We start from the raw sequence: 25,744 nt of genomic DNA, 5'->3' as shown, positions 1-25,744 counted from the left end.
CCCTCCGTTCCAGAAAAAGTACGCAGCGCCAGGTCGGTTTATAAGTGGTGAAAAACTGTGCGCGCTTCCCACAGCGCGTCAATACGCTATTGCAAATGCAAATAGTTATCAATAATATTATCAATATATTTCACGCTCAGATATAAAATTTCACAATAAACATGGGGTTATGGCGGTGACGACGTTAATGATGGGAAGCGAGGCGTGGTGGCAGTCGAAAAAAGGCCCGGAGTGGAAGCGTGAAGACAACGGAAATTATCGGGTAACGTTCTGGTGGCGTGACCCGCAGGGAACGGAAAAAGAGTCCGCCATTCGTCGCGTGTGGGTCTATATCACCGGCGTCACCGATCATCATCAAAACGCTACCCCTCAGTCGATGCAACGCATTGATGGAACAAATGTTTGGTGCTGGAGCATTTCCCTGAGCGCTAACTGGCGCGGCAGTTACTGTTTTATCCCCTCCGATCGAAACGATATTTTTGCCTCACTGGCACCGGGTGAAATACCCGATCGCACTGTGCTACGCGAAGGCTGGCGACAACTGCTGCCGCAGGCCATTGCCGATCCTCTTAATCCACAGAGCTGGCAGGGCGGTCGTGGTCACGCGGTATCTGCGCTGGAGATGCCAGATGCTCCCGTACAGCCAGGATGGGATCGCCCTGAAAATCCCGACTTGCCCGCAGTATGCCTGCAATGGCACAGCGATCGGTTGGGTAATACGCGCCGGGTGTGGGTTTTCACCACCGGTGAAGCCAACCCGCAAGAACGTCCCCTGGCTATTCTGCTGGACGGACAATTTTGGGCACACAGTCTGCCTGTCTGGCCTGCGCTGACCTCACTCACTCATCGTGGCCAGCTTCCTCCCGCGGTATATCTCCTGATTGATGCCATTGATACGTCGCATCGCAGCCATGAGTTGCCGTGTAACGCTGATTTTTGGCTGGCAGTTCAGCAGGAATTATTGCCGCTGGTCAAAACCACGACGCCATTCACCGATGACCCGCAGCGTACGGTGGTTGCCGGGCAAAGTTTTGGCGGTTTGGCTTCGCTGTATGCTGGCCTGAACTGGCCGGAACGGTTTGGCTGCGTACTCAGTCAGTCCGGATCTTATTGGTGGCCGCATCGCGGTGGTCATCAGGATGGCGTGATTATTGAACAACTGAAGGCCGGAACGGTAAGCGTTCAGGGTCTACGTATTGTGCTGGAAGCCGGGACCCGCGAGCCGATTATTTTTCGTGCTAATCAGGCGCTATTCGCCCAATTTCCCTCTGCACCACAGTCTATTTTCTGGCGTCAGGTTGAGGGTGGCCATGATGCGCTTTGCTGGCGCGGCGGCTTAATGCAAGGGCTGATGACGCTCTGGCAACCGCTCACCGACACGCTTTAACCGGACGATGTTCCACGACAGGAGTTGAGTATGGAATTCAGTAACCCCTTCGATAACCCGCAGGGACAGTTTTACATTCTGCAAAACCCACAACGTCAATTCAGCCTTTGGCCTCAGCAGTGCTCACTTCCTGCTGGCTGGACGGTTGTGTGCGAACCGCAGTCGCAGGAAGTCTGCCAGCAATGGCTGGATGCGAACTGGACCACGCTGACGCCAGCGAACTATGTCGATGTACAGGAGGCGCAATGACTCAGCGCTTACCTTTAGTTGCGGCCCAGCCGGGGATCTGGATGGCAGAAAAGCTCTCCACATTGCCCTCGGCGTGGAGCGTTGCACACTATGTCGAATTAACCGGTGAACTGAATGCACCACTGCTGGCAAAGGCAGTCGTGGCCGGTCTGGAGCATGCGGATACCCTGCGGATGCAGTTCACTGAGGATAACGGTGAAATCTGGCAATGGGTTGATCCTACGCTCACCTTTGCTGAACCTGACATTCTCGATTTACGCAATGAATCCAGTCCGCACGAGGCGGCACGTGCGTTGATGCGGGCGGATCTGCAACAGGATCTGCGCGCTGACGGTGGCAAGCCGCTGGTCTTCCATCTGCTCATTCAGGTGGGAGATAAACGCTGGTACTGGTATCAGCGCTATCATCACTTACTGGTTGATGGCTTTAGTTTCCCGGCTATTACTCGCCAGATTGCTGCAATTTACACAGCGTGGCTGCGCGGTGAATCCACGCCAGCCTCGCCATTTACGCCGTTTGCCGAGGTCGTGGAAGAGTATCAACAGTATCGTCAAAGCGATGCCTGGCAACGTGATAGCGCATTCTGGGCTGAGCAACGCCAACAACTGCCGCCGCCGGCTTCATTGTCGAACAAACCGCTGCCAGGTCGCTCAGCCAGCGCGGATATTATTCGCATGAAGTTAACTGCACCTGAAGGTTCATTCCGCCAGCTTGCGTCACGTATGCCAGATGTTCAGCGTGCGGATCTGGCGCTGGCGCTGGTTGCATTGTGGCTCGGTCGTTTATGCAGCCGAATGGACTATGCTGCAGGGTTTATCTTTATGCGCCGTATGGGATCAGCTGCGCTTACCGCTACCGGACCGGTGTTAAATGTCCTGCCCTTTGGCGTGAGACTTGATGCAGCAGAAAGTCTCCCTGCGCTTGCGCAACGGCTGGCCGGGCAGATGAAGAAAATGCGCCGACATCAGCGCTATGATGCCGAACAAATTGTCCGTGACAGCGGGCGTGCGGCCGGGGCTGAGCCACTGTTTGGCCCGGTACTGAACGTGAAAATATTCGATTATCAGCTGAATATTCCCGGCGTACAGGCGCACACCCATACGCTGGCGACAGGACCGGTGAACGATCTGGAGCTGGCGCTGTTCCCGGATGAAAACGGTGGGCTGAGCATTGAAATTCTGGCGAATAAGCAGCGATATGACGCCGCTACGTTGGCGCAGCATGCCTCGCGTTTAATCGCGCTTATCGAGCAGTTTGCCGACAATCCGTCGCTATGCTGCGGCGACGCCGAAATGTTGTTGCCGACAGAACATGAGCGGCTGGCGAAGATTAACGACACGAGCGTGGAGATCCCGTCCACTACTCTGAGCGCGCTGGTGGCGCAACAGGCCGATAAAACACCGGATGCCCCGGCGCTGGCCGATGCCCGCTATCAGTTTAGCTATCGCGAAATGCGTCAGCAGGTGGTGGCACTGGCAAAACTGCTGCGCGAACGCGGTGTGCGCCCGGGGGACAGCGTGGCGGTTGCCTTACCGCGCTCCGTTTTCCTGACGCTGGCGCTGCACGGCATCGTCGAAGCGGGGGCAGCCTGGTTACCGCTGGATACCGGATATCCGGACGATCGTCTGCGGATGATGCTGGAAGACGCCAAACCTACGTTGCTTATCACCACTGATGAACAACGGGTTCGTTTTAGCGGTATCCCTGGGCTGGAAAGCCTGTGCTACACCGCTCCGCTGCCAGAGCAAGATGACACACCATTCGCTTTATCACGACCAAATCATACGGCCTATATCATCTTCACCTCCGGATCGACGGGCAGACCAAAAGGAGTGATGGTGGGGCAAACCGCAATCGTTAACCGTCTGCTATGGATGCAGAATCACTATCCGCTGACGGCCGACGATGTGGTGGCGCAAAAAACGCCATGCAGTTTTGATGTTTCGGTCTGGGAATTTTTCTGGCCTTTCATTGCCGGCGCAAAACTGGTGATGGCTGAACCAGAGGCACATCGTGACCCGCTGGCGATGCAACAGTTCTTCGCGACGTTTGGGGTGACGACAACGCACTTTGTACCGTCGATGCTGGCGGCATTTGTGAGCTCACTGACGCCAGAAACGGCGCGGGAAAGCTGCTCCACGTTGAAACAGGTGTTTTGTAGCGGTGAAGCGCTGCCGGCAGAATTGTGCCGCGAATGGGAGCAACTGACCCACGCGCCGCTGCACAATTTGTATGGGCCAACCGAGGCGGCGGTAGATGTAAGCTGGTATCCAGCCTGGGGGGAAGCGCTCGCTGCCGTAACCGGCAACAGCGTACCCATCGGCTATCCGGTCTGGAACACCGGTTTGCGGATCCTCGATGCCATGATGCGTCCAGTGCCCATTGGTGTCGCCGGTGACCTGTACCTGACAGGGATCCAACTGGCGCAAGGTTATCTGGGGCGTCCGGATCTGACGGCGAGCCGTTTTGTTGCCGATCCCTTTAGCCCAGGCGAACGTATGTATCGTACCGGAGACGTGGCGCGCTGGCTGGAAAATGGTGCGGTGGAATATCTTGGGCGCAGTGATGACCAGCTAAAAATTCGTGGGCAGCGTATTGAACTGGGCGAGATTGATCGGGTGATGCAGCAACTACCAGATGTGGAGCATGCTGTTGCCCATGCCTGCGTATTCAATCAGGCGGTAGCGACAGGCGGCGATGCGCGCCAGTTAGTGGGCTATCTGGTGTCACAATCGGGTTTACCGCTGGATATTTCGGCATTGCGCGAGAGTCTGCGCGCAACCCTGCCTGCACATATGGTACCGACAGTGCTGCTGCAACTGGCGGAGCTCCCGCTCAGCGCCAACGGCAAGCTGGATCGTAAAGCGTTACCAATGCCACAACTGACGTCACGTCAGGAAGGGCGGGCGCCGCGAGCAGGGACTGAAACCACTATTGCTCAGGCGTTCACGGCCTTGCTGGGCTGCGAGATCAATGATGTTGAAGCGGATTTCTTTGCGCTTGGCGGGCATTCGCTGCTGGCGATGAAGCTGGCCGCGCAGTTGAGCCGCATTTTTGCGCGCCAGGTAACGCCTGGGCAGATTATGGTGGCCTCGACCGTCGAACAGCTCAGCGCATTGCTGGATAGCAATGATGACGAGCAGTCGCAACGGCTGGGATTTGAAACGCTGCTGCCGCTGCGTGAAAGCGATGGTCCTGTGTTGTTCTGCTTCCATCCGGCATCGGGTTTCGCCTGGCAGTTTAGCGTGTTGTCACGCTATCTTCCTCCACAGTGGTCGATTATGGGTATCCAGTCACCGCGACCGGATGGCCCGATGCAGACAGCAGAAAACCTGGATGCGGTGTGCGAACAGCACCTGGCAACGTTACTTCGTCAGCAACCTCATGGACCTTATTATCTGATTGGGTACTCGTTGGGCGGTACGCTGGCGCAGGGCATTGCTGCCCGATTACACGCGCGTGGAGAAACGGTCGCGTTTCTCGGCCTGCTGGATACCTGGCCGCCGGAAACGCAAAATTGGTCGGAAAAAGAGGCCAATGGACTCGACCCGGAAGTGTTGGCGGAAATTGATCGTGAGCGGGAGGCGTTTCTGACTGCTCAGCAGGGCAATGCATCCGACGCATTGTTTAGCGCCATTGAAGGTAACTACGCCGATGCGGTTCGACTGCTGAGTACGGCACATAGCGTACCTTTTGCGGGACACGCGACGCTGTTTGTTGCTGAACGCACGTTACCGCCAGGAGTCAGCCCGGAACGCAGTTGGTCGCCGTGGATTTCCAGTCTGGATATTTATCGCCAGGACTGCGCGCACGTTGATATCATTACGCCAATGGCTTTCGAGAAGATTGGGCCAGTCATGCGTGACTTGCTCAACGATATCCAATAAATAGACTCGCCACCTCTGCGGAGGTGGCGCGATTTACCTGTTTGCAGTGCGTCCTAACGGAACCACTAACGGCGTTCCGGCAACCGGATCGTCGATAATCATACACCGTAGCCCATAGATTTTTTCAATGAGCTCTGCCGTGACAATCTCTTTCGGCGCACCCTCGGCGACGATCTTTCCATCACGAAGTGCAATCAGATGGGTGGCATAGCGACACGCCTGATTCAGGTCGTGCAGAACGGCGGCCAGCGTGTAACCTTTCTCCCGGTTTAGCTCACTCAACAGCTCCAGCAGATCAATCTGATGGCTGATATCCAGCCAGGTGGTCGGTTCGTCGAGCAGCATAATCGACGTTTCTTGTGCCAGTACCATCGCTATCCACGCGCGTTGGCGTTGACCGCCGGAGAGGGTATCCACACTTTGCGCCGCCAGATGTGTGATCCCCGTGGCCTGCATCGCGTGGGTTACCGCGATTTCATCTTCTTTACGCCAGCGGGTAAATAAAGGTTGATGTGGATAACGCCCACGAGCAACCAGCTCCTGCACGGTAATATCGCCCGGCGTGGTGGCATTTTGCGCCAGCAGACCAATTCTGCGTGCGACCTCTTTACTGGGGTAATGTTGAATATGTTCGCCATCGAGCCAGACTTTGCCGTGCGCGGGCGTCATCAGACGACTCAATGTACGTAGCAGCGTGGACTTTCCACAACCGTTGGGGCCAATAATGGCAGTGAAGTGACCATCGGGGATCGAGACATTAAGGTTTTCTGCCACGGTAAACTTGCCATAACCCAGCGTTAACTGGTCGCCACGCAAACGGGCTACTGATTCGGTCATTTTTTGCGGGACTCCTGAATTAACAAGACGATAAGGTAAATACCGCCGAGGCTTACGGTGACAACGCCAACCGGAAGCTGATAAGGCATAAATAGCTGCTGAGCGCATAAATCGGCCATCAGCAGTAGCAGGGCGCCGCACAGCGCCGACTGCGTTAATCCCCAACGTGCCGTGCCGCTAAGCCGACGCGCGATGTGTGGGGCAACCAGGGCAATAAACGAGATAGGTCCTGCCAGCGCGGTGGCCGCAGCGGTCAACACCACGGCGACCAGCATCATCATTAAACGTGAACGCTCTACGCTGACTCCAAGCGCGCAGGCGCTGTCATCACCCATTTCCAGTAAACGCAGGCGGCGTACCAACAGCGCGGCGCACCCCAGCATCACGATAATTAGCGGCGCAGAAGGCCAGGTCTTCGCCCAGGTCAGACCGTTGAGCGATCCGGCGTTCCACAGCCCGGCGGTCAGCGCGGTTTCTAAGGACGCCTTCAGCAGCAGCCAGGTGTTGAAGGCTACCAGCATAGCGCGAATGCCGATCCCGATGATGATCAGCCGGAAGGTGTCGATGCCGTTGCGCCAGGCCAGCGACCAGACCACCAGCGAAGTCAGGATCCCACCGAGCATTGCCGCCAGCGCGATGGCGGTAAGATGCTGACCAAACAGCACCATTGCCACCAGTACGCCGCTCCAGGCACCGGTATTGAAGCCCATCACGTCCGGGCTACCCAGCGGGTTACGCATCAATGACTGGAATATCGCGCCGCTAACGCCCAGCGCCGCGCCAATCAGCAGCGCCATCAACACGCGTGGTAATCGCCACTCGGTCACCACCAGCGTAATGCTACGCGGTGCATCACCGAACAGGGCGGCAATAATTTGCGGGGTCTCGAGCATAACGGCACCGCTACGCAGGCTCCACAATCCAACGGCCAGGCAACCGACGACCAGCAGCAGACAACTGACAATCAGGCGACGGGAGAGGTGCATCATGCGCCACCCCCGCGCGATTTACGGCGTACCAGAAAGATAAGCACCGGCGCGCCGATAAACGCGCTGACGACCGAGACGCGCAGCTCGCCGGGCACAATCAGACGACCGATGATATCGGCAATCAACAGCAGAGAAGGGGTGGCCAGCAGAGTGACGGGCAGCGACCAGCGATGATCTGCGCCCACCAGCCAGCGTGCCATATGCGGCATCATCAGGCCGATAAAGGCGATAGGGCCGACGATGGCGGTCGCACTTCCGCACAGTACGGTAATCACCAACAGGCCAATAAACTGGGTACGCGCAACTTTGCTCCCCAACGCCGTTGCGGTGTCGCTTCCCAGACTGAGGCTATTCAGAGCACGGCTGAGGAACAGCGCGACAGCACCGGCCATCAGGACCGGGATCAGCACGACTTTCAGCGTCTGCAGGCTGCGGATATCCAGTGAACCGGCTTGCCAGAAACGCAACTGGTCGTAGACGTCCGGGTTGAGCAGGGCGATGCCTGTGGATAATCCTTCCAGAACAGCACCCAGCGCAACACCGGCCAATGTCAGACGTACCGGGCTGAGCTGCCCGCCGCCCTGACTGCCGGTAAATGCCACGATCAGCGATGCGACCAGCGCACCGGCAAAAGCCATCAGCAGTTGTTCTTGCGCAGAGGAGAAGCCGAACAGTGCGGCCCCCAGCACAATAGCAAAGCTGGCACCAGAGTTGACGCCCAGAATACCGGGATCGGCGAGAGGGTTTCGCGTGAGCGTTTGCATCAGCGCACCCGCCAGGCCCAGTGCACCACCTGCGAGGAGCCCTGCCAGCGTACGCGGGAGTCGCGCGTCCAGCACGATGGTGCAATCGGCGCTTTGACAACTGCCGGTGAGTGCATCAAATACCACGGAGGTGGGCAGCGACTTTGCGCCAATAACCAGACTTAATGCCGTGGTGAGAACAAGTAGTAACAACAGTCCGGGCACGGCGAAGGCGCGTGTCACGGAAATAGAGCATGACATATCAACTTCCCTGATAATGATAGTAATTATCGTTATCGATCTTATTTGGATATGTTAGCATGTGCAGCCATTGAATGGATATTGAAAAAGTACCTGGTAAGGCTCTGTAATGAATCGACAATCCTGGCTGCTTAATCTCAGCCTGTTAAAGACCCATCCTGCATTTCGCGCCGTCTTCCTCGCCCGTTTTATTTCCATTGTCTCTCTGGGGCTATTGGGGGTTGCGGTCCCGGTACAGATCCAGATGATGACGCAGTCGACCTGGCAGGTCGGTTTGTCGGTTACGCTGACCGGGAGCGCCATGTTTATTGGTCTGATGGTGGGCGGCGTACTGGCCGATCGCTATGAGCGCAAAAAGGTGATCCTGCTGGCTCGCGGAACCTGTGGGATCGGTTTTATTGGCCTGTGTCTGAACGCGCTGCTGCCCGAACCGTCGTTGCTGGCTATCTATGTTCTTGGTTTATGGGATGGCTTTTTCGCCTCGCTGGGTGTCACTGCGTTGCTGGCGGCGACGCCGGCGCTGGTCGGGCGTGAAAATCTGATGCAGGCCGGGGCGATTACCATGCTGACTGTGCGTCTGGGATCGGTGATTTCGCCAATGCTTGGTGGGGTGTTGCTGGCGACCGGTGGCGTGGCCTGGAACTACGGCCTGGCGGCGGCGGGTACATTTATTACCTTGCTGCCGTTGTTGAGCCTTCCCGCATTACCGCCTCCGCCGCAGCCGCGCGAGCATCCTCTGAAATCGCTGCTGGCAGCATTTCGCTTTCTGCTTGCCAGCCCGCTGATTGGCGGCATTGCGCTGCTTGGCGGTCTGTTGACCATGGCGAGCGCCGTGCGCGTGCTGTATCCGGCGCTGGCGATAAACTGGCAGATGTCGAGCGCACAGATTGGGTTACTGTATGCGGCTATTCCCCTGGGCGCGGCCATCGGGGCTTTAACCAGTGGGCAACTGGCACACAGCGTGCGTCCGGGTCTGATTATGCTGGCATCAACTGTGGCCTCTTTCCTGGCTATCGGTCTGTTTGGCTTGATGCCGGTCTGGCAGCTTGGTGTGGTTTGTCTGGCGCTGTTTGGCTGGCTGAGTGCGGTCAGTTCTTTGTTGCAGTACACCCTGTTACAGACGCAGACGCCGGAAGCGATGCTCGGGCGAATTAACGGTTTGTGGACCGCACAGAACGTCACCGGCGATGCGATTGGCGCGGCGCTGTTAGGGGGGCTGGGGGCGATGATGACGCCTGCGGCCTCGGCAAGCGTCAGTGGGTTTGGGTTGGTGATTGTCGGTCTTTTACTGCTGCTGTTGTTGGGAGAAGTGCGCCGATTCCGGCAAGTTCCCGTGAATGTCTGATCGCGTTATGCTCTACGGATTGTAGGCCGGATAAGGCGTTAGCCGCATCCGGCACTGACCATTAAAACAGAGCCGACAGACGTTGCAGCAGCAGCGTTGCGCTGTAGTAGTCGAGACGGAAGGTTTCCGTGCCCAGCGCATAAACGCGTTTGTTTTGCACAGCAGGCAGATGCGCCAGCAGTGGATTAGCGTAAATCGCATCGGCATCTTTGCTGTCGCCTGCAAACAGGAACAGCGCTTCGCCATTCAGACCCGCCGCCAGGTTTTCACCACCAAGCTGGATAATATCGTGACGTTTACCCTGGCTCTGGCTGGTATGTAGTCCGGCAGGTAGTGGTGCCAGCGTGAAACCGAGCTGTTCCATCAGCTTGCCTTGCGCGGACTCCGGCGTCCACAGGTTGGCGCTGTGTGCGGCTGCGGTATACACCAGCGCACTGACTGGCTGTGGCGGCAGGGTGATACGTTGCTTTACCGCGAGCAGTTGCTTATCAAACTCAGCAATACGCGCCGCTGCCTGTTGCTCCTGCCCGGTGATTTCACCTAATTGTGTCAGCAGTGACTGCCAGCTTTTGTCGTCGTAATTAATGATAAGCGTAGGGGCTATGGTGGACAGTTGATCGTACAGTGCAAGCGCGGAATCTCCCCCGGTGGCGCTGACCAGAATCAGATCCGGCATTTGTGCTGCAACGGCTTCGGCGCTCGGCTCGCCAATATACAGGCGGCTCAGTTTGCGTTCTTTGGCGACGTCGCTCCACTGGCGTAAAAAGCCCTGAGCGTCACCAATACGGTTATTCGGTGTCGTGGCACCGCTGGCAATGATGGGCGCATCAATAGCGAGCAGAGAACCGGTGAGCGTGACGCTGGTGGACACAATGCGCAGTGGCTTATGTTCCAGCGTGTGCGTGCCGCGGCTGTCGGTAACCTGGCGTGGCCAGTCAGCGGCATGGCTTAAAGAAATTCCTGAAATAACGAGTCCAACCAGTAACAGCGCAGTGCGGTAAAACGCGGAAAATCTCACAAATAAGCTTCCTGTTATCAACGTGGTTAATGCTTCTCATTTTCATTGTTACGCGTCAGGGATGCAAGCCTAAGTCGCACATTGTGTTACCACAAGAGTTGACATACTGACGCTTTGCTTTTAGGTTAGCGACCGAAAATATAAATGATAATCATTATTAAAGCCTTTATCATTTTATGGAGGATGATATGGACACGTCACTGGCCGAGGAAAAAACGCAGACTATGGCAACTCTCGCTCCCGACAGTTTTTTCTTTATGTCGCCGTATCGTAGTTTTACGACGTCAGGATGCTTCGCCCGCTATGCGGAACCGGCAATTGATGGTGATTCACCAGACAGCCCTTTCCAACAGAAAATGCACGCACTGTTTGCGCAGGCCAAATCGCAGGGCATCGCAAACCCCATTATGGTAGGGGCCATTCCCTTTGACACCCGCCAGCCCTCGTCGCTGTTTATTCCTAAATCATGGCAAAGCTTCTCACGCACGGCAAAGCAGCAATCAGCACGTTACTTTACTGCCCATCAGTCGCTGAATGTCGTTGAGCGTAAATCGATTCCTGAGCAGGATTTTTTCGAAGATATGGTCGCCAGAGCAGCGGCGCTGACGGCAACCCCGGAAGTCGACAAAGTGGTGCTGTCTCGCCTGATTGATGTGACCGCCGACGCCAATATCGACAGTGGTGCGCTGCTGGAGCGGCTGGTAGCGCAAAACCCGGCAAGCTACAACTTCCATGTGCCCATCGACGATGGTGGTGTACTGATCGGCGCCAGCCCGGAATTGCTGTTACGCAAAGAAGGCGACCATTTCAGTTCGCTGCCGTTGGCGGGATCTGCGCGTCGCCAACCGGACGATGTTCTGGACCGGGAGGCTGGGATCCGTCTGTTAGCTTCCGAGAAAGATCGCCATGAACACGAACTGGTCACCCAGGCGATGAAAGCGGTTCTGCGCGATCGCAGCAGTGAGTTGCAACTTCCTTCGTCTCCGCAACTGGTCACCACGCCCACGCTCTGGCATCTCGGTACCCCGTTTGAAGGTAAAGCCAATGCCCAGGAAAACGCACTGACGCTGGCTTGTCTGCTGCATCCAACACCGGCGCTAAGTGGCTTCCCGCATCAGGTCGCACGTAAACTTATCGCCGAACTGGAGCCGTTCGATCGCGAACTTTTCGGCGGCATTGTTGGCTGGTGTGATTCGCAGGGCAACGGCGAATGGGTCGTGACGATCCGCTGTGCGAAACTGCTGCGTAATCAGGTACGTTTTTTCGCCGGAGCCGGCATTGTACCCGCCTCGTCACCGATTGCGGAGTGGCGTGAAACAGGTGCCAAGCTATCCACCATGTTGAATGTTTTTGGACTGCATTAAGCGCCTGGTCTACCAGGCTATTCAGGCCTTATCGACAGGCTCTAAGGAGCAATAATGAGTATTCCTTTCACCCGTTGGCCGGAAGAGTTTGCCCGCCGCTACCGTGAAAAAGGCTACTGGCAGGATTTGCCGCTGACCGACATTCTGACCCGCCACGCCGATTGCGACCAGACGGCGGTGATTGACGGGGAACGCCATCTTAGCTACCGCCAGTTAAACCAGGTGACGGATAATCTTGCCTGTAGCCTGCGTTGTCAGGGGATCAAATCCGGCGAGACCGCACTGGTGCAGTTAGGCAACGTGGCTGAGCTGTATATCACTTTCTTCGCACTGCTCAAACTGGGCGTGGCTCCCGTATTGGCACTGTTTAGCCATCAGCGTAACGAACTCAACGCCTACGCAGCGCAAATTAAACCGGTGTTACTGATTGCCGATCGCCAGCATGCGTTATTCAGTGACGACGAGTTTCTGAATACCTTTGTTGCCGAACACGATTCAGTGCGCGTGGTCCAGTTGCTCAATGATGACGGCGAACACAATCTGCAAACGGCTATAAGCCAACCCGCAACGGCGTTTACCGCCACGCCATCGCCTGCCGATGAAGTGGCGTATTTCCAGCTTTCCGGCGGCACGACCGGGACGCCAAAGCTGATCCCGCGTACCCACAATGATTACTACTACAGCGTGCGCCGCAGCAACGAGATTTGCCATTTCACTGGAGAAACGCGCTATCTGTGCGCTATTCCAGCGGCGCATAACTACGCCATGAGTTCGCCTGGCGCGCTGGGCGTTTTCCTCGCGGGTGGAACAGTGGTGCTGGCGGCAGACCCGAGCGCGACGTTGTGCTTTCCGTTGATTGAACAGCATCAGGTAAACGTTACGGCGTTGGTACCGCCAGCGGTGAGTCTGTGGCTGCAGGCAATTCAGGAGTGGGGCAGTAACGCACAACTGGCTTCGCTGAAACTGTTGCAGGTGGGAGGCGCGCGGCTTTCGGCTTCGCTTGCCGCTCGCATTCCGGCGGAAATAGGCTGCCAGTTGCAGCAGGTCTTCGGTATGGCGGAAGGGCTGGTGAACTACACCCGTCTGGACGACAGTCCCGAGCGCATCATCAATACCCAGGGGCGTCCGATGTGCCCTGACGATGAGGTTTGGGTGGCAGACGCTGACGGTAATCCTTTACCACAGGGCGAGACCGGACGCCTGATGACGCGCGGTCCGTACACCTTCCGGGGTTACTTCAATAGCCCTGAACACAATGCCAGCGCGTTTGATGCTAACGGATTCTATTGCTCTGGTGATCTGATCGCCATCGATCGGGATGGTTACATCACCGTGCAGGGGCGCGAGAAAGATCAGATTAACCGCGGCGGGGAGAAGATCGCTGCCGAAGAAATCGAAAACTTGTTACTGCGCCATCCGGCGGTGATTCATGCGGCATTGGTCAGTGTGGATGACGAACTGATGGGCGAGAAAAGCTGCGCCTGCCTGGTGGTGAAAGAGCCGCTGCGCGCGGTACAGGTGCGTCGTTTTCTGCGCGAACAGGGCGTGGCGGAATTCAAATTGCCGGACCGTGTCGAGTGCGTTGAGTCATTGCCGCTGACCCCGGTAGGCAAAGTGGATAAAAAACAATTACGTCAGTGGCTGGCATCACGTTCACCGGCCTGAAGGAGAAGAAGAAATGGCAATCCCTAAACTGCAGGCTTATGCGCTGCCAACGGCGCTTGATGTTCCGGCAAATAAAGTTGACTGGGCATTTGAACCAGAACGCGCCGCGCTGCTAATCCACGACATGCAGGACTATTTTATCGGCTTTTGGGGCGAGAACTGCCCGATGATGGAACAGGTAGTGGCCAACATCGCCGCGCTGCGTCAGTACTGTAAAGCACATAATATTCCGGTCTATTACACTGCGCAGCCGAAAGAACAAAGCGATGAAGACCGTGCGTTGTTGAACGATATGTGGGGACCCGGCCTGACGCGCTCGCCTGAACAGCAAAAAATCGTCGATGCGCTGGCACCGGACGAAGCGGATACCATTCTGGTTAAATGGCGTTACAGCGCGTTTCATCGTTCACCGCTGGAGCAGATGCTAAGAGACACTGGACGTAACCAGCTGATCATCACCGGCGTGTATGCGCATATTGGCTGCATGACCACCGCGACTGATGCCTTCATGCGTGATATTAAGCCGTTTATGGTCGCAGATGCGCTGGCAGACTTTAGCCGTGATGAACACCTGATGTCACTGAAATACGTGGCGGGGCGTTCCGGTCGCGTGGTGATGACCCAGGAGTTACTGCCGACACCTGTTCCGGACAGTAAAGATGCGCTGCGCAGCGTGATTCTGCCGCTACTCGATGAGTCTGAAGAGCCAATGGATGACGAAAACTTAATCGATTACGGTCTGGACTCAGTACGTATGATGGCGCTGGCGGCTCGTTGGCGGAAAGTGCATGGCGATATCGACTTTGTGATGCTGGCGAAAAAACCGACCATTGACGCCTGGTGGACGCTGCTCTCCCGCGAGGTGAAGTGATGGCCGGATTTGACTTCACAGGGAAAACCGTCTGGATAACCGGCGCGGGAAAAGGCATTGGCTACACCACGGCGCTGGCGTTTGTTGATGCCGGGGCACAGGTTACGGGCTTCGACCGCGAGTTCGCGCTGGCAGAGTATCCCTTTGCCACTGAGGTGATGGACGTGGCGAACGCGCAGCAGGTGGCGCAGGTATGCGAGCGTTTGCTGGCGAATACCGGGCGTCTCGACATACTGGTGAACGCCGCAGGGATCCTGCGTATGGGACCAACCGACGCGCTGAGCGTGGAGGACTGGCAGCAAACCTTTGCCGTCAACGTGGGCGGAGCATTCAATTTGTTTCAGCAGACGATGGCGCAGTTTCGTCGCCAGCGGGGCGGGGCAATTGTCACCGTCGCATCGGATGCGGCGCACACGCCGCGTATCGGCATGAGTGCTTATGGGGCGTCAAAAGCCGCGCTGAAAAGCCTGGCGCTAACCGTGGGACTTGAACTGGCGGGCAGCGGCGTGCGCTGCAATGTGGTTTCGCCAGGCTCGACCGATACCGACATGCAGCGTACGTTGTGGGTCAGTGATGATGCGGAACAGCAGCGTATTCGAGGGTTTGGCGAGCAGTTTAAGCTCGGCATTCCGTTGGGGAAAATCGCCCGGCCGCAGGAGATCGCCAACACGATTTTATTCCTCGCCTCCGATCTGGCCAGCCACATTACGTTGCAGGATATTGTGGTGGACGGCGGCTCCACGTTGGGGGCATGACGATGATCTGGAAACGTCATTTAACGCTGGATGAACTGAATGCCACCAGTCAGAACACCATGGTGGCGCATCTGGGCATGGTTTATACCCGACTGAGTGATGATGTGCTGGAAGCCGAAATGCCGGTGGATGAGCGTACGCATCAGCCGTTTGGTTTGCTGCACGGCGGCGCGTCGGCGGCTCTGGCGGAAACGTTGGGGTCAATGGCGGGTTATCTGATGACTCGAGACGGGCAGTGTGTGGTGGGAACTGAGTTGAACGCCACGCATCACCGCGCAGTATCGCAGGGGAAAGTGCGCGGTGTGTGCCAGCCGTTGTATCTTGGGCGACAGAATCAAAGCTGGGAAATCGTCATCTTTGATGAACAGGGGCGGCGCTGCTGCACCTGCCGTTTAGGCACGGCGGTGATGGGGTGAAGTCACCCGGCAAAGTAAAATGAAATTGCAGGGTTAACAGGTAAATGAAGTGATCTAGTTAACAATGCAATGTAAATACTCAGTGATACTTCGGGTTTGCATGGTTGTCAGGTTGTTAAATCCAGAAAAGATGTTATAGAAACAAAATGTAACATCTCTCTGGATAGGACAACGGATAACAACTATGAATAAATCAGGGAAGTACCTCGTCTGGACAGTGCTCTCCGTAATGGGAGCATTTGCCCTCGGCTATATCGCATTAAACCGTGGTGAACAGATCAACGCGTTGTGGATAGTCGTGGCGTCGGTCTGTGTCTACCTTATCGCTTACCGTTTCTATGGCCTGTACATCGCGAAAAATGTACTGGCGCTGGACCCGACGCGTATGACGCCAGCCGTGCGTCATAACGACGGTCTGGACTATGTTCCCACCGATAAAAAAGTACTGTTTGGTCACCATTTTGCAGCGATTGCCGGAGCGGGTCCGTTAGTTGGACCGGTGCTGGCGGCGCAAATGGGCTATCTGCCAGGGATGATCTGGCTGCTCGCCGGGGTAGTGCTGGCCGGCGCGGTGCAGGACTTTATGGTGCTGTTTGTTTCTACCCGTCGCGATGGTCGTTCCCTTGGCGAACTGGTGAAAGAAGAGATGGGCCCAACGGCAGGCGTCATTGCGCTGGTGGCCTGTTTTATGATCATGGTGATTATCCTCGCGGTACTGGCGATGATTGTCGTGAAAGCGCTAACCCACAGCCCGTGGGGAACTTACACCGTAGCGTTCACTATCCCGCTGGCGATTTTTATGGGGATTTACCTGCGTTATCTGCGCCCGGGTCGCATTGGCGAAGTGTCGGTCATCGGTCTGGTGTTCCTGGTATTTGCCATTATTTCCGGTGGCTGGGTGGCGGAGAGTCCTACCTGGGCCCCTTATTTTGACTTTACCGGTGTACAGCTGACCTGGATGCTGGTGGGCTACGGTTTCGTGGCTGCCGTGCTGCCGGTCTGGCTGCTGCTGGCACCGCGCGATTACCTTTCTACCTTCCTGAAAATCGGTACCATTGTGGGTCTGGCGGTAGGGATCCTGATCATGCGCCCGACGCTGACCATGCCTGCGTTGACCAAGTTTGTTGACGGTACCGGCCCGGTCTGGAGCGGTAACCTGTTCCCGTTCCTGTTTATTACCATCGCCTGCGGCGCAGTCTCTGGTTTCCACGCGCTGATTGCCTCCGGCACCACGCCGAAGATGCTGGCGAATGAAGGTCAGGCCTGTTTTATCGGCTATGGCGGGATGCTGATGGAATCCTTTGTCGCCATTATGGCGCTGGTAGCGGCCTGTGTTATCGATCCGGGCGTCTACTTTGCGATGAACAGCCCGATGGCGGTACTGGCACCTGCCGGAACCACCGATGTGGTTGCGTCAGCGGCACAGGTCGTGAGCAGCTGGGGCTTTGTTATCACGCCTGATACGCTGCATCAGATCGCGAACGATGTCGGCGAACAATCCATTATCTCCCGCGCAGGCGGCGCGCCGACGCTGGCGGTGGGCATGGCGTATATTCTGCACGGTGCGCTGGGTGGCATGATGGATGTGGCATTCTGGTATCACTTCGCCATTCTGTTTGAAGCCCTGTTTATTCTGACGGCAGTAGACGCCGGTACGCGCGCCGCGCGCTTTATGCTGCAGGATCTGCTGGGCGTGGTGTCACCAGGGCTGAAACGTACCGATTCGCTGCCAGCGAACCTGTTGGCGACGGCGCTGTGCGTACTGGCCTGGGGTTACTTCCTGCACCAGGGCGTGGTGGATCCATTGGGCGGTATTAACACCCTGTGGCCGCTGTTTGGTATCGCCAACCAGATGCTGGCCGGTATGGCGTTGATGCTCTGTGCGGTGGTGCTATTCAAGATGAAACGCCAGCGCTACGCATGGGTGGCGCTGGTGCCAACCGCCTGGCTGCTGATTTGTACCCTGACCGCTGGCTGGCAGAAAGCGTTTAGCCCGGATGCGAAAATCGGCTTCCTGGCTATCGCCAACAAATTCCAGGCGATGATCGACAGCGGTAACATTCCGGCGCAGTACACCCAGTCGCAGCTGACGCAGTTGGTGTTTAACAACCGCCTGGATGCGGGTCTCACCATCTTCTTCATGGTAGTCGTTGTGGTGCTGGGTCTGTTCTCCATCAAAACTGCGCTGGCAGCGTTGAAAGAGGACAAACCAACGTCGAAAGAGACGCCGTACGAGCCGATGCCTGAGAATGTCGAAGAGATCGTGGCGCAGGCGAAAGGCGCGCACTAATATTCTCTTAACCAATGAGCCCTCTCCTGAACGGGGAGGGCGTTTGTACGACAGGGAATCACTATGTTTGAAACACTCGCCAAAGCCGGGAAGTATTTAGGTCAAACCGCCCGGTTAATGATCGGTGTGCCGGATTACGACAACTATGTTGAACATATGCGCGTCACGCATCCGGACCAAACGCCAATGACCTACGAAGAGTTTTTCCGCGAGCGCCAGGATGCGCGATATGGGGGCAAAGGCGGCGCGAAGTGCTGTTGATTTTTTGCCGGATGGCGTTAACGCTTATCCGGCCTACAACAATGCTTTGACCGTAGGCCTGAAAAGGCGAAGCCGCCATCAGGCAACCTGCACCATAGTCATACCGTAAACGACTCTACCTTTTCGAATGCTGCGCGCAGTGTCTCCGACGTTAACGTTACCGGCAGGGCGTGAATGGACTCCACCGGGCGCAGGGTGTGCGCAATCACTTTATCGATTTCTGCGCGATTATTGATATCCACGTCCAGTTGAGCTAATCGGGTTGGCAGGTTGAAGCGCTGATAGGCGGTGATTAACTGCGCCAGCACAGCATCTTGTCCCAACAACGCACTCTGCACCAGGATGCCGTACGCCACTTTAGTGCCATGTAAAAACTTCTCTGTTTGTGGGAGGACGGTCAGGCCATTGTGAACAGAATGCGCCGCCGCCACGCGGGTGTAGCGCTCGCCCAGACCACCAACCATACCACCGCCAGCAATGATCGCATCCACCACGTCGCAAAACGCACGGGTCAGTTCACCACGCTGCTTATCTGCCAGCGCCTGCTCGCTGCTTTCCAGTAGGATGTCGCGGATCGTCTGTGCGGCATTGATACCCAGACGAACAGTTAATGGCAGGTTTTCCGGCTGAGGCGCAAGTACGACGGCCTCGTACCACTTCGCTAGCGTGTCGCCGATACCTGCCAGTAGATATTCCTCTGGCGCATTGAGAACGATCTCGGGTTCGACCAGCACGAGGAAATTGGCATCAGGGAAAATTTCAAAATGCAGCGCCTGACCTGCATCGTTGTACCACACGGACAGCGGCGTCCAGGCAGCGCAGGTCGCCGCAATCGTAGGAATACCGACAAACGGCAAATCCAGACGACGGGCCAACGCTTTAGCGGTGTCGAGCAATGTTCCTCCACCCACGCCAATCACCACGCTGTGATTCTCTCCCGACTCTTTTGCCAGTTGAGTAACATCGGTTTCGCTGCAATGTCCCGTAAACAGTAGGCGCTTAGCCTCGGCAAGATGAAAGGCCTCTGGCAGATAAGGCCGGGCTGCATTGATGGCGCGCTCACCATATACCCAGACGGCGCGTGAGAGTTGATCCTTTGTGAAAAAATCGTTGAGTCTCGACAGGCTGCCGCGATGGGAAAAATAGTTAGCCGGGCCGGTGACGACGCGAATCTCGGTATTACTCATGTTGTGTTGTCCTTTTGGCTGTCCTGTCCAGGCAGGTTATTTTTATATAGACGTCTGAACGTCTTGATTGCCAAATACTAGCATCGTGCTATAGTGGCTTCAACCACAACATTACACGCTGGGATAACAATAATGAGTAATAACCCGCTGATTCCGCAAAGCAAACTGCCTAATCTGGGCACCACTATTTTCACGCAAATGAGCGCGCTGGCGCAGCAGCACCAGGCCATTAACCTCTCGCAGGGATTTCCTGATTTTGATGGTCCACTCTTTTTACAAGAACGTCTGGCGTATCACGTCGCGCATGGCGCAAACCAGTATGCGCCGATGACGGGCGTACAGCCGCTGCGAGAGGCCATTGCGGATAAAACCGCGCAGTTGTACGGCTATAGACCCGACGCAAATAGCGAAGTGACCGTTACTGCGGGGGCAACGGAAGCATTGTACGCCGCGATCACGGCACTGGTACGGCCTGGCGATGAGGTGATCTGTTTTGACCCGAGCTACGACAGCTATGCGCCCGCGATCGAATTATCCGGCGGCGAGGTTAAACGCATCGCGCTGCAACCGCCGTCTTTTCGCGTCGACTGGCAGGAATTTGCTGCGCTAATCAGTGACCGCACCCGGCTGGTGATCCTAAATACACCGCATAACCCCTCGGCTACGGTATGGCAGAAGGCGGACTTTGAGGCGTTATGGCAGGCTATTAACCGGCATGAGATTTATGTTGTCAGTGACGAAGTCTACGAGCATATCTGTTTTGCCACGCATGGGCATGCCAGCGTGCTGGCGCATCCGCAACTAAGGGCGCGCGCAGTTGCCGTTTCATCATTTGGCAAAACCTATCATATGACGGGCTGGAAAGTGGGGTACTGTGTTGCGCCACCGGCTATCAGCGCGGAGTTACGTAAGGTCCATCAGTATTTAACCTTCTCGGTCAACACGCCGGCACAACTGGCGCTGGCGGATATGCTGCGCGAAGATCCGACGCACTACCGTGAGCTGCCCGCGTTTTATCAGAGAAAACGTGATGTGCTGGTGAATGCGCTGCGTGACAGTCGGCTGGAAATACTACCCTGCGAAGGGACGTACTTTTTGCTGATTGATTACAGTGCTGTTTCTGATCTCAACGATGTGGCGTTTTGCCAATGGCTGACTAAAGAGGTCGGCGTGGCGGCGATACCGCTGTCCGTTTTCTGCGCCGATCCTTTCCCACATAAGCTGATTCGCCTGTGTTTTGCTAAGCAAGAATCGACGCTGCTGGCAGCGGCAGAACGCCTGGTTACGCTGTAGTGACGCGATTTCGCTACTTCACCGTCCAGGCTTTGGAGAATCGACGGTCGGCAAATAACTCTTGCAGACCGTTGATTTGCTTCAGACGTAAGACTTCGTCGCTATCCATCCCCAGTTCTTTACCGATTTTCTCTTCGCTCCAGCCTAATTGTGATAATTCACGAACGATTTCCGACATGGCATGGATTTGATGCCGCCCACGGGCACGATTGTGGCGGATTGTCGCCGCCATGCGCTCATGACGCCCGCGTTGCAGACAGGCAACGGGCAGATAACCTTTCAGGCGTGATTTTAGCGATGATTTGTTTTTGCCGATTTCATGTCGATGGAATCCGTCGACGATTTCATATTCTTCCGGGGTTGATTGAACCACGACGATCGGTTGTGTGAAGCCATCGGCTTCAATGGATTTCAGCAGTAGCTTTTTCTCCGGCGGCGCAACGTTATTTGGGTTGTAATCATTTGGCGAAATAGCGCTGTTTTTGATCCACAGAACGCAGTCTACCGGTTCTTCACGGAAAGGACTGACGCTATGGATTGCCATCCTGAATTCATTGATTGCTTCAATTCGTTCTTCTTCTGAAAGGCCAGAAAGAAAACCGGTGAGTTCCTGAGTTAGTCGTCGTTGCATAAGATCCCCCATTCCTGGCGTTTGGTTTTCATACGTTCGTTATAACGCTGATAGTTTTTCATTTTTGTGGGACTGAATGAGAGTGCCCGACACCAGTAGTCATTATTCAGCAGTACTTTGCAGATCCGTCTCCATGAGGGGATATCTTTAGAACCAATATCGTTTTCCTGGGTTTGAGGAATATTATCGATCCCTTTTTTCTTGTACCACTGTAAATAGACGGCGATTTTGTTGCGGTAGTGCTCTGCGGTCTGTTGCGGCATGCTGTCTAATAGCAGCATGGCGTACGCTTGCCAGCTTAAATGCTCAGGTTTTAATATTTTCCGGTGGCCGTAAAAATGGTTGTCATGACCGGCGTATATTCCGCCGCTTTTAACGCCGCTAACCCGGGTGCACATGGCTGCCCATCGCTGTGGCTCAATAACATGATACAGCCACAGTCCCTGGCGTTGTTCCGGGCCAAAGGGTTCGCAAATGCGCATATATCGTGTTGGCACGCCAGCCTGGTACATCAGGTTATACAGGGGGTTGCATGGCATTTTTGTTTTCGCAAACCATGTCCATATATCGGCTGTTTTCCAGTCATACACCGGATAGATATACCAGGTGTGTCCTCCCGGTGCGGCGGTAGTCCACGGTTTGTCATCGGCAAAACGTTGCTTACGTGAATGGGCAATGGCGACAAAACGGTTATATGACTCGTCGGCACGGATGCCTACCATCATTGCCGCAGGACGTTTTTCTGAAAACCAGTCAGCGAACTCACGAACGAATTGTTCAAAGGTCATGCCGGGTTGGTAGAAATGAAAGAAACTGGGATCGGTAATCGCATCTGCTGGTGGTTGCCGCACCCATTGTGTATTGGGTTCCCAACACTGCCATTCCGGTTGAAATTGTGAGAGAGAATTTTGGGTGGTGAGCGGTATTGCTACCCAATAAAAACGTTCTATAACGTCAGAATAGTGTTCTCGTAGCGCTTCAACATAGTCGATAGTACAAGAGAACTGGGCTTCCCAGTCAATAAACAATACGCTTATTTTTTTATGTAACTGGCGTGCAAGAGTGGCGGTGAGATGCATCATGAGCCCGGAGTCTTTCCCTCCAGACAGTGAAACGCACACGCGAGGCAGTGTTTCCAAAGTCCAGGTAATGCGTTCCTGAGCGGCTTCCAGCACGCTCTGACTCAGAAGGATTTTGTAAACAGACATAGCAAGTCCATACTGAAAGAATAAAAGAGTAACATCTCTAATGTATACTTTGAATAAGATATGCCAATTTACGAAGCGTGCAACCTTTAAATATATTCACTTAATGTATTTAAAATATTTTTTTATTTAGTGTATGTATGGTTCTTTGAGATGTCGCTTTTTTCGGTTTTTTTGTTTATTTTTGTTATGGAGTTCTCAAAGTTTTTGTTGTTAAGTGAGGCCCGGTTGTACATTAAAAATAGATTTATTGATGGCGGCTTAATATCTGTTCTGATTTTCTTTAAATTGAATAATGACGAATATAATTCAAAGGTTGGTTTAGGAATGAAACCAATGATATCTGTAATGGATATAATGTTGATAATAGACATTAGTGAATCACTAGAGAACCCGGTTTTACGATTGGCGAGAAAAGCATTTGTTTCCGACTGGTGCTCTTTTACACCAGCATCGTCAGAGAGAAACCGCGAAAACTGTTCTTCCAGTATTTCATTTAACGTTGTTTTTTCATTTATTCTGGGGTGGTTTTTGCCACAGACCAATACGGTCTCAATTGTCCTGAATGGGGTGCATATAATTGAGCGGTTAACGATCGGTGATGTCGTGATGACAACATCCGCTTTACGGTAGGCGAGTAAGTCTTCAGCGGTTTCCGATGTTATCAGAATATCACGATGTTCAATTTCAACATATTTGTCTTCCCTGATAGATTTAATTAACTCACTTATGTAGGCATTGCTGATAATTTGCGGACTGTAAATGACGAATTTTTTCTTCAGACTGGAGCTGTGCATGATATTTATTGTTTCTTCCAGACTGTTGAGATTGTTCTCAAGGTGATGGTGTAGATTGACCGCCGTTACGGTAGGCGTAATACCTTTCCCTGCCCGAATAAACAAAGGATCATTGAATTGAGTGCGAAGCCTTTGTAGCGACTGGCTAACGGCTGAGGGGGTAATAAACAGCGTTTCGGCGGCTTTGCTTATGCTCAGATTCTGATAGATACACTCGAAAATAACCAGCAGGTTCAGATCGAATTTTTTGAGGTCGTAAAGGTTAGCCATACGCTAATTCCTGTTTTAGTTTAGTTGTGAAATATTTCATTTTGTTATGTATAAGTTGTAATGCATTATCGTTTCATATACATGTAAAACTTAATGAATAGTTTACTACTACTTAAAATAGCACAGGCAGGGTTATTTTTTCGGTAAAAAGTGCTAACGGGTTAATTGATATAGAAAAGAAGAATGATTGATATGAAAATAATATCAATCATTCGTTGCGTATATTTATTTGGCTCCCATGATAATATCCAGCTTCTCTTTATCGGGCAAACCTACTGCCTGTTGCAGGGTATTATCTTTGCTCATGTAATAAATGGCGGGTGTGACATTGGCGCCTAAATCGTCCATTAGTTTTTGGTTGATATTCAGCGTCTTCATTTGCTCGGCAGGCGGGTTTGCTGGCAGTGCCAGCGTCATTTTGCCGCCGGAGGCTTCATAGTCGTGCCAGGTTTTAGCGGGGTCCTTGCTTGCCAGAATGGCCGCAGCGGTTGCCGGGCTTTCGGGTTTTATTACGCCAACCAGCAACGTGCGCAGTTGGACTTTACCGGCGTCCACCCACGGGCGCGCCTGCTGCCAGAACTGTTTACAATAGGGACAGAAGGGATCGGCAAACACATACACAATAACTGGCGCGTCTTTTTTGCCATCCAGAATCCACGACGCTTTTTCCATGCGTTGCCACATCTCGCGCCCGGCAGGGGCATAGATCTCTTTTTCTATCAGCGCATTACTCAGGTTTTCACCTTTCTCGTTATACATATAGCCGGAGATCGCCTGTTTTCCATCAGGCGTCACATAGATAGTGACCCCCATGTCCTGATATTTGCCCAGATAACCTTTCATGCCTCCCGGGGCGTCGAACGACTTCAGAATCGTAATGCCCTGTTTCTCAATCGCTTTCACGGGGGCAGGAAGCTCTTCAGCGTGGACGACTGCAGGGAGCAGAGCTAAGAGTAATGTACGTTTAAACATTGATTTTCCTTATAAAATTAGAAGGAAAGGGAGTTAAGTTGCAAAACCTATCGCAGCCATAGGTAAGATCGACAGTCTGTCGATTGCCCTTTCGGTAGTTGGGTGATGTAATCCCAATCGCTGTTACGACCTTGGTTAAGGTAATGTAGAGCGCAACACATAGCCAGTTCTGCTGGCACTGAAGTTACTTGCGGGTAACTCGGGTAATGAGGCTCCCTGCAAAGGGAGCCTTTTTTACTTTTAGAATAGGGTTTACACCATGCGGTTGAGTCGGTTGTTAGTTAACGCTTATTGATTTGATAAAGGAAACGCATTAGCCCTTATCAATGATTTTCGTTAACTTATCCCTCAACGAAAACACGGAGGAAGTACAGATGTCTTTGATTAATACCAAAATTAAACCTTTCAAAAACCAGGCGTTCAAAAACGGTGAGTTCATCGAAGTAACCGAGAAAGATACCGAAGGTCGTTGGAGTGTCTTCTTCTTCTACCCGGCTGATTTTACGTTCGTATGTCCGACCGAGCTGGGCGACGTTGCTGACCATTACGAAGAACTGCAGAAACTGGGTGTGGACGTTTACTCTGTTTCTACTGACACTCATTTTACTCACAAAGCATGGCACAGCAGCTCTGAAACCATCGCGAAAATCAAATATGCGATGATCGGCGACCCGACTGGCGCCCTGACCCGTAACTTCGACAACATGCGTGAAGATGAAGGTCTGGCTGACCGTGCAACATTTGTTGTTGACCCGCAGGGTATCATCCAGGCAATCGAAGTTACCGCTGAAGGTATCGGCCGTGATGCGTCTGACCTGCTGCGCAAAATTAAAGCTGCACAGTATGTCGCTTCCCACCCAGGTGAAGTTTGCCCGGCTAAGTGGAAAGAAGGCGAAGCGACCTTAGCGCCATCTTTAGATCTGGTCGGCAAGATCTAAGTCTGTTTTGCCTTGCGGCGCTGCGCTTGCATAGGCCTACGAAACCGTAGGCCGGGTAAACGAAGTGCCACCCGGCAATCAATGGGCGCAGACGCGCCCATTTCATTCCAGCA

22 protein-coding genes are annotated in these 25,744 nt (G+C 54.3%); 13 read left to right on the top strand and 9 right to left on the bottom strand.

The features are described 5' to 3' along the window. The first annotated feature begins 169 nt into the window (after positions 1-169). The 3 genes from fes to entF are packed head-to-tail and all read left to right on the top strand — an operon-like array spanning position 170 to position 5,523. Positions 170-1,387, top strand: a complete 1,218-nt coding sequence (gene fes / locus HV041_RS14195) for an enterochelin esterase (protein WP_121584347.1) — start codon at positions 170-172, stop codon at positions 1,385-1,387. A 30-nt stretch (positions 1,388-1,417) separates the two neighbouring features. Beyond that, entirely contained in the window at positions 1,418-1,636 is a 219-nt protein-coding gene (locus HV041_RS14190) for an MbtH family protein (RefSeq protein WP_061067489.1), read from the top strand. Further along, entirely contained in the window at positions 1,633-5,523 is a 3,891-nt protein-coding gene (entF, locus tag HV041_RS14185; RefSeq protein WP_121584348.1) for an enterobactin non-ribosomal peptide synthetase EntF, read from the top strand. Before HV041_RS14190 ends, entF begins: the two co-directional genes overlap by 4 nt. A 33-nt stretch (positions 5,524-5,556) precedes the next feature. On the opposite strand, the gene fepC is transcribed toward entF, so the two are convergent. The 3 genes from fepC to fepD are packed head-to-tail and all read right to left on the bottom strand — an operon-like array spanning position 5,557 to position 8,353. After that, a complete protein-coding gene (gene fepC / locus HV041_RS14180; protein ID WP_005123456.1) occupies positions 5,557-6,360 on the bottom strand; it encodes an iron-enterobactin ABC transporter ATP-binding protein in 804 nt (267 codons plus the stop codon). Beyond that, on the bottom strand, positions 6,357-7,349 hold the full coding sequence (gene fepG / locus HV041_RS14175) for an iron-enterobactin ABC transporter permease (protein ID WP_161958600.1): 993 nt from the start codon (positions 7,347-7,349) through the stop codon (positions 6,357-6,359). The genes fepC and fepG overlap by 4 nt, the downstream gene beginning before the upstream one ends. Continuing rightward, the gene (gene fepD, locus HV041_RS14170; protein WP_048212331.1) at positions 7,346-8,353 is read right to left on the bottom strand and encodes a Fe(3+)-siderophore ABC transporter permease; all 1,008 of its coding nucleotides are present in this window, start codon (positions 8,351-8,353) and stop codon (positions 7,346-7,348) included. The genes fepG and fepD overlap by 4 nt, the downstream gene beginning before the upstream one ends. 109 nt (positions 8,354-8,462) lie before the next feature. On the opposite strand from fepD, the gene entS reads away from it, so the two are divergent. After that, positions 8,463-9,698 (top strand): enterobactin transporter EntS, encoded by a 1,236-nt coding sequence (gene entS, locus HV041_RS14165; protein ID WP_061067491.1) that lies wholly within the window; start codon positions 8,463-8,465, stop codon positions 9,696-9,698. 61 nt (positions 9,699-9,759) lie between these two features. On the opposite strand, the gene fepB is transcribed toward entS, so the two are convergent. Next, a complete protein-coding gene (fepB, locus tag HV041_RS14160; protein WP_048212329.1) occupies positions 9,760-10,716 on the bottom strand; it encodes a Fe2+-enterobactin ABC transporter substrate-binding protein in 957 nt (318 codons plus the stop codon). A 188-nt stretch (positions 10,717-10,904) separates the two neighbouring features. On the opposite strand from fepB, the gene entC reads away from it, so the two are divergent. The 7 genes from entC to HV041_RS14125 all read left to right on the top strand — a co-directional run bounded on the left by entC (position 10,905) and on the right by HV041_RS14125 (position 18,338). Further along, positions 10,905-12,080, top strand: coding sequence for an isochorismate synthase EntC (entC, locus tag HV041_RS14155; RefSeq protein ID WP_048212328.1), 1,176 nt, complete (start codon positions 10,905-10,907; stop codon positions 12,078-12,080). Positions 12,081-12,134: 54 nt separating this feature from the next. Beyond that, positions 12,135-13,745, top strand: coding sequence for a (2,3-dihydroxybenzoyl)adenylate synthase EntE (gene entE / locus HV041_RS14150; RefSeq protein WP_048212327.1), 1,611 nt, complete (start codon positions 12,135-12,137; stop codon positions 13,743-13,745). Positions 13,746-13,758: 13 nt separating this feature from the next. After that, positions 13,759-14,616, top strand: a complete 858-nt coding sequence (locus HV041_RS14145) for an isochorismatase (protein WP_115600785.1) — start codon at positions 13,759-13,761, stop codon at positions 14,614-14,616. Further along, a complete protein-coding gene (gene entA / locus HV041_RS14140; protein ID WP_048212325.1) occupies positions 14,616-15,371 on the top strand; it encodes a 2,3-dihydro-2,3-dihydroxybenzoate dehydrogenase EntA in 756 nt (251 codons plus the stop codon). The genes HV041_RS14145 and entA overlap by 1 nt, the downstream gene beginning before the upstream one ends. A gap of 2 nt (positions 15,372-15,373) precedes the next feature. Beyond that, positions 15,374-15,787, top strand: coding sequence for a proofreading thioesterase EntH (gene entH / locus HV041_RS14135; protein ID WP_048212612.1), 414 nt, complete (start codon positions 15,374-15,376; stop codon positions 15,785-15,787). 184 nt (positions 15,788-15,971) lie between these two features. Then, a complete protein-coding gene (cstA, locus tag HV041_RS14130) occupies positions 15,972-18,077 on the top strand; it encodes a pyruvate/proton symporter CstA (RefSeq protein WP_016152202.1) in 2,106 nt (701 codons plus the stop codon). Between the two features lie 63 nt (positions 18,078-18,140). Beyond that, positions 18,141-18,338 carry a YbdD/YjiX family protein gene (locus HV041_RS14125; RefSeq protein ID WP_003022064.1) on the top strand — a complete coding sequence of 66 codons (198 nt, stop codon included), beginning with the start codon at positions 18,141-18,143 and terminating at the stop codon, positions 18,336-18,338. A 98-nt stretch (positions 18,339-18,436) separates the two neighbouring features. Here HV041_RS14125 and HV041_RS14120 read toward each other — a convergent pair whose 3' ends face one another. Beyond that, complete coding sequence (locus tag HV041_RS14120) at positions 18,437-19,525, bottom strand: oxidoreductase (RefSeq protein ID WP_182294234.1); 1,089 nt, start codon at positions 19,523-19,525, stop codon at positions 18,437-18,439. A gap of 132 nt (positions 19,526-19,657) precedes the next feature. On the opposite strand from HV041_RS14120, the gene HV041_RS14115 reads away from it, so the two are divergent. Further along, entirely contained in the window at positions 19,658-20,818 is a 1,161-nt protein-coding gene (locus HV041_RS14115; protein ID WP_121584349.1) for a pyridoxal phosphate-dependent aminotransferase, read from the top strand. 13 nt (positions 20,819-20,831) lie between these two features. On the opposite strand, the gene HV041_RS14110 is transcribed toward HV041_RS14115, so the two are convergent. The 4 genes from HV041_RS14110 to dsbG all read right to left on the bottom strand — a co-directional run bounded on the left by HV041_RS14110 (position 20,832) and on the right by dsbG (position 24,693). Further along, positions 20,832-21,449, bottom strand: coding sequence for a ParB/RepB/Spo0J family partition protein (locus tag HV041_RS14110; protein ID WP_048212322.1), 618 nt, complete (start codon positions 21,447-21,449; stop codon positions 20,832-20,834). After that, positions 21,434-22,657, bottom strand: coding sequence for a phosphoadenosine phosphosulfate reductase (locus HV041_RS14105; protein ID WP_165712215.1), 1,224 nt, complete (start codon positions 22,655-22,657; stop codon positions 21,434-21,436). Before HV041_RS14105 ends, HV041_RS14110 begins: the two co-directional genes overlap by 16 nt. Before the next feature lie 122 nt (positions 22,658-22,779). Continuing rightward, the gene (locus HV041_RS14100) at positions 22,780-23,721 is read right to left on the bottom strand and encodes a LysR family transcriptional regulator (RefSeq protein WP_048212320.1); all 942 of its coding nucleotides are present in this window, start codon (positions 23,719-23,721) and stop codon (positions 22,780-22,782) included. A gap of 225 nt (positions 23,722-23,946) precedes the next feature. Continuing rightward, positions 23,947-24,693, bottom strand: a complete 747-nt coding sequence (gene dsbG / locus HV041_RS14095; RefSeq protein WP_048212319.1) for a thiol:disulfide interchange protein DsbG — start codon at positions 24,691-24,693, stop codon at positions 23,947-23,949. A gap of 374 nt (positions 24,694-25,067) precedes the next feature. Between dsbG and ahpC the strand changes: the two genes are divergently transcribed. Further along, positions 25,068-25,631 (top strand): alkyl hydroperoxide reductase subunit C, encoded by a 564-nt coding sequence (gene ahpC / locus HV041_RS14090; protein ID WP_002894394.1) that lies wholly within the window; start codon positions 25,068-25,070, stop codon positions 25,629-25,631. The last annotated feature ends 113 nt before the right edge of the window (positions 25,632-25,744 follow it).

The organism is Citrobacter sp. RHBSTW-00029 (assembly GCF_014104295.1).
Classification (GTDB): domain Bacteria; phylum Pseudomonadota; class Gammaproteobacteria; order Enterobacterales; family Enterobacteriaceae; genus Citrobacter; species Citrobacter youngae.
This window is presented reverse-complemented; position numbering and strand designations above follow the sequence as displayed.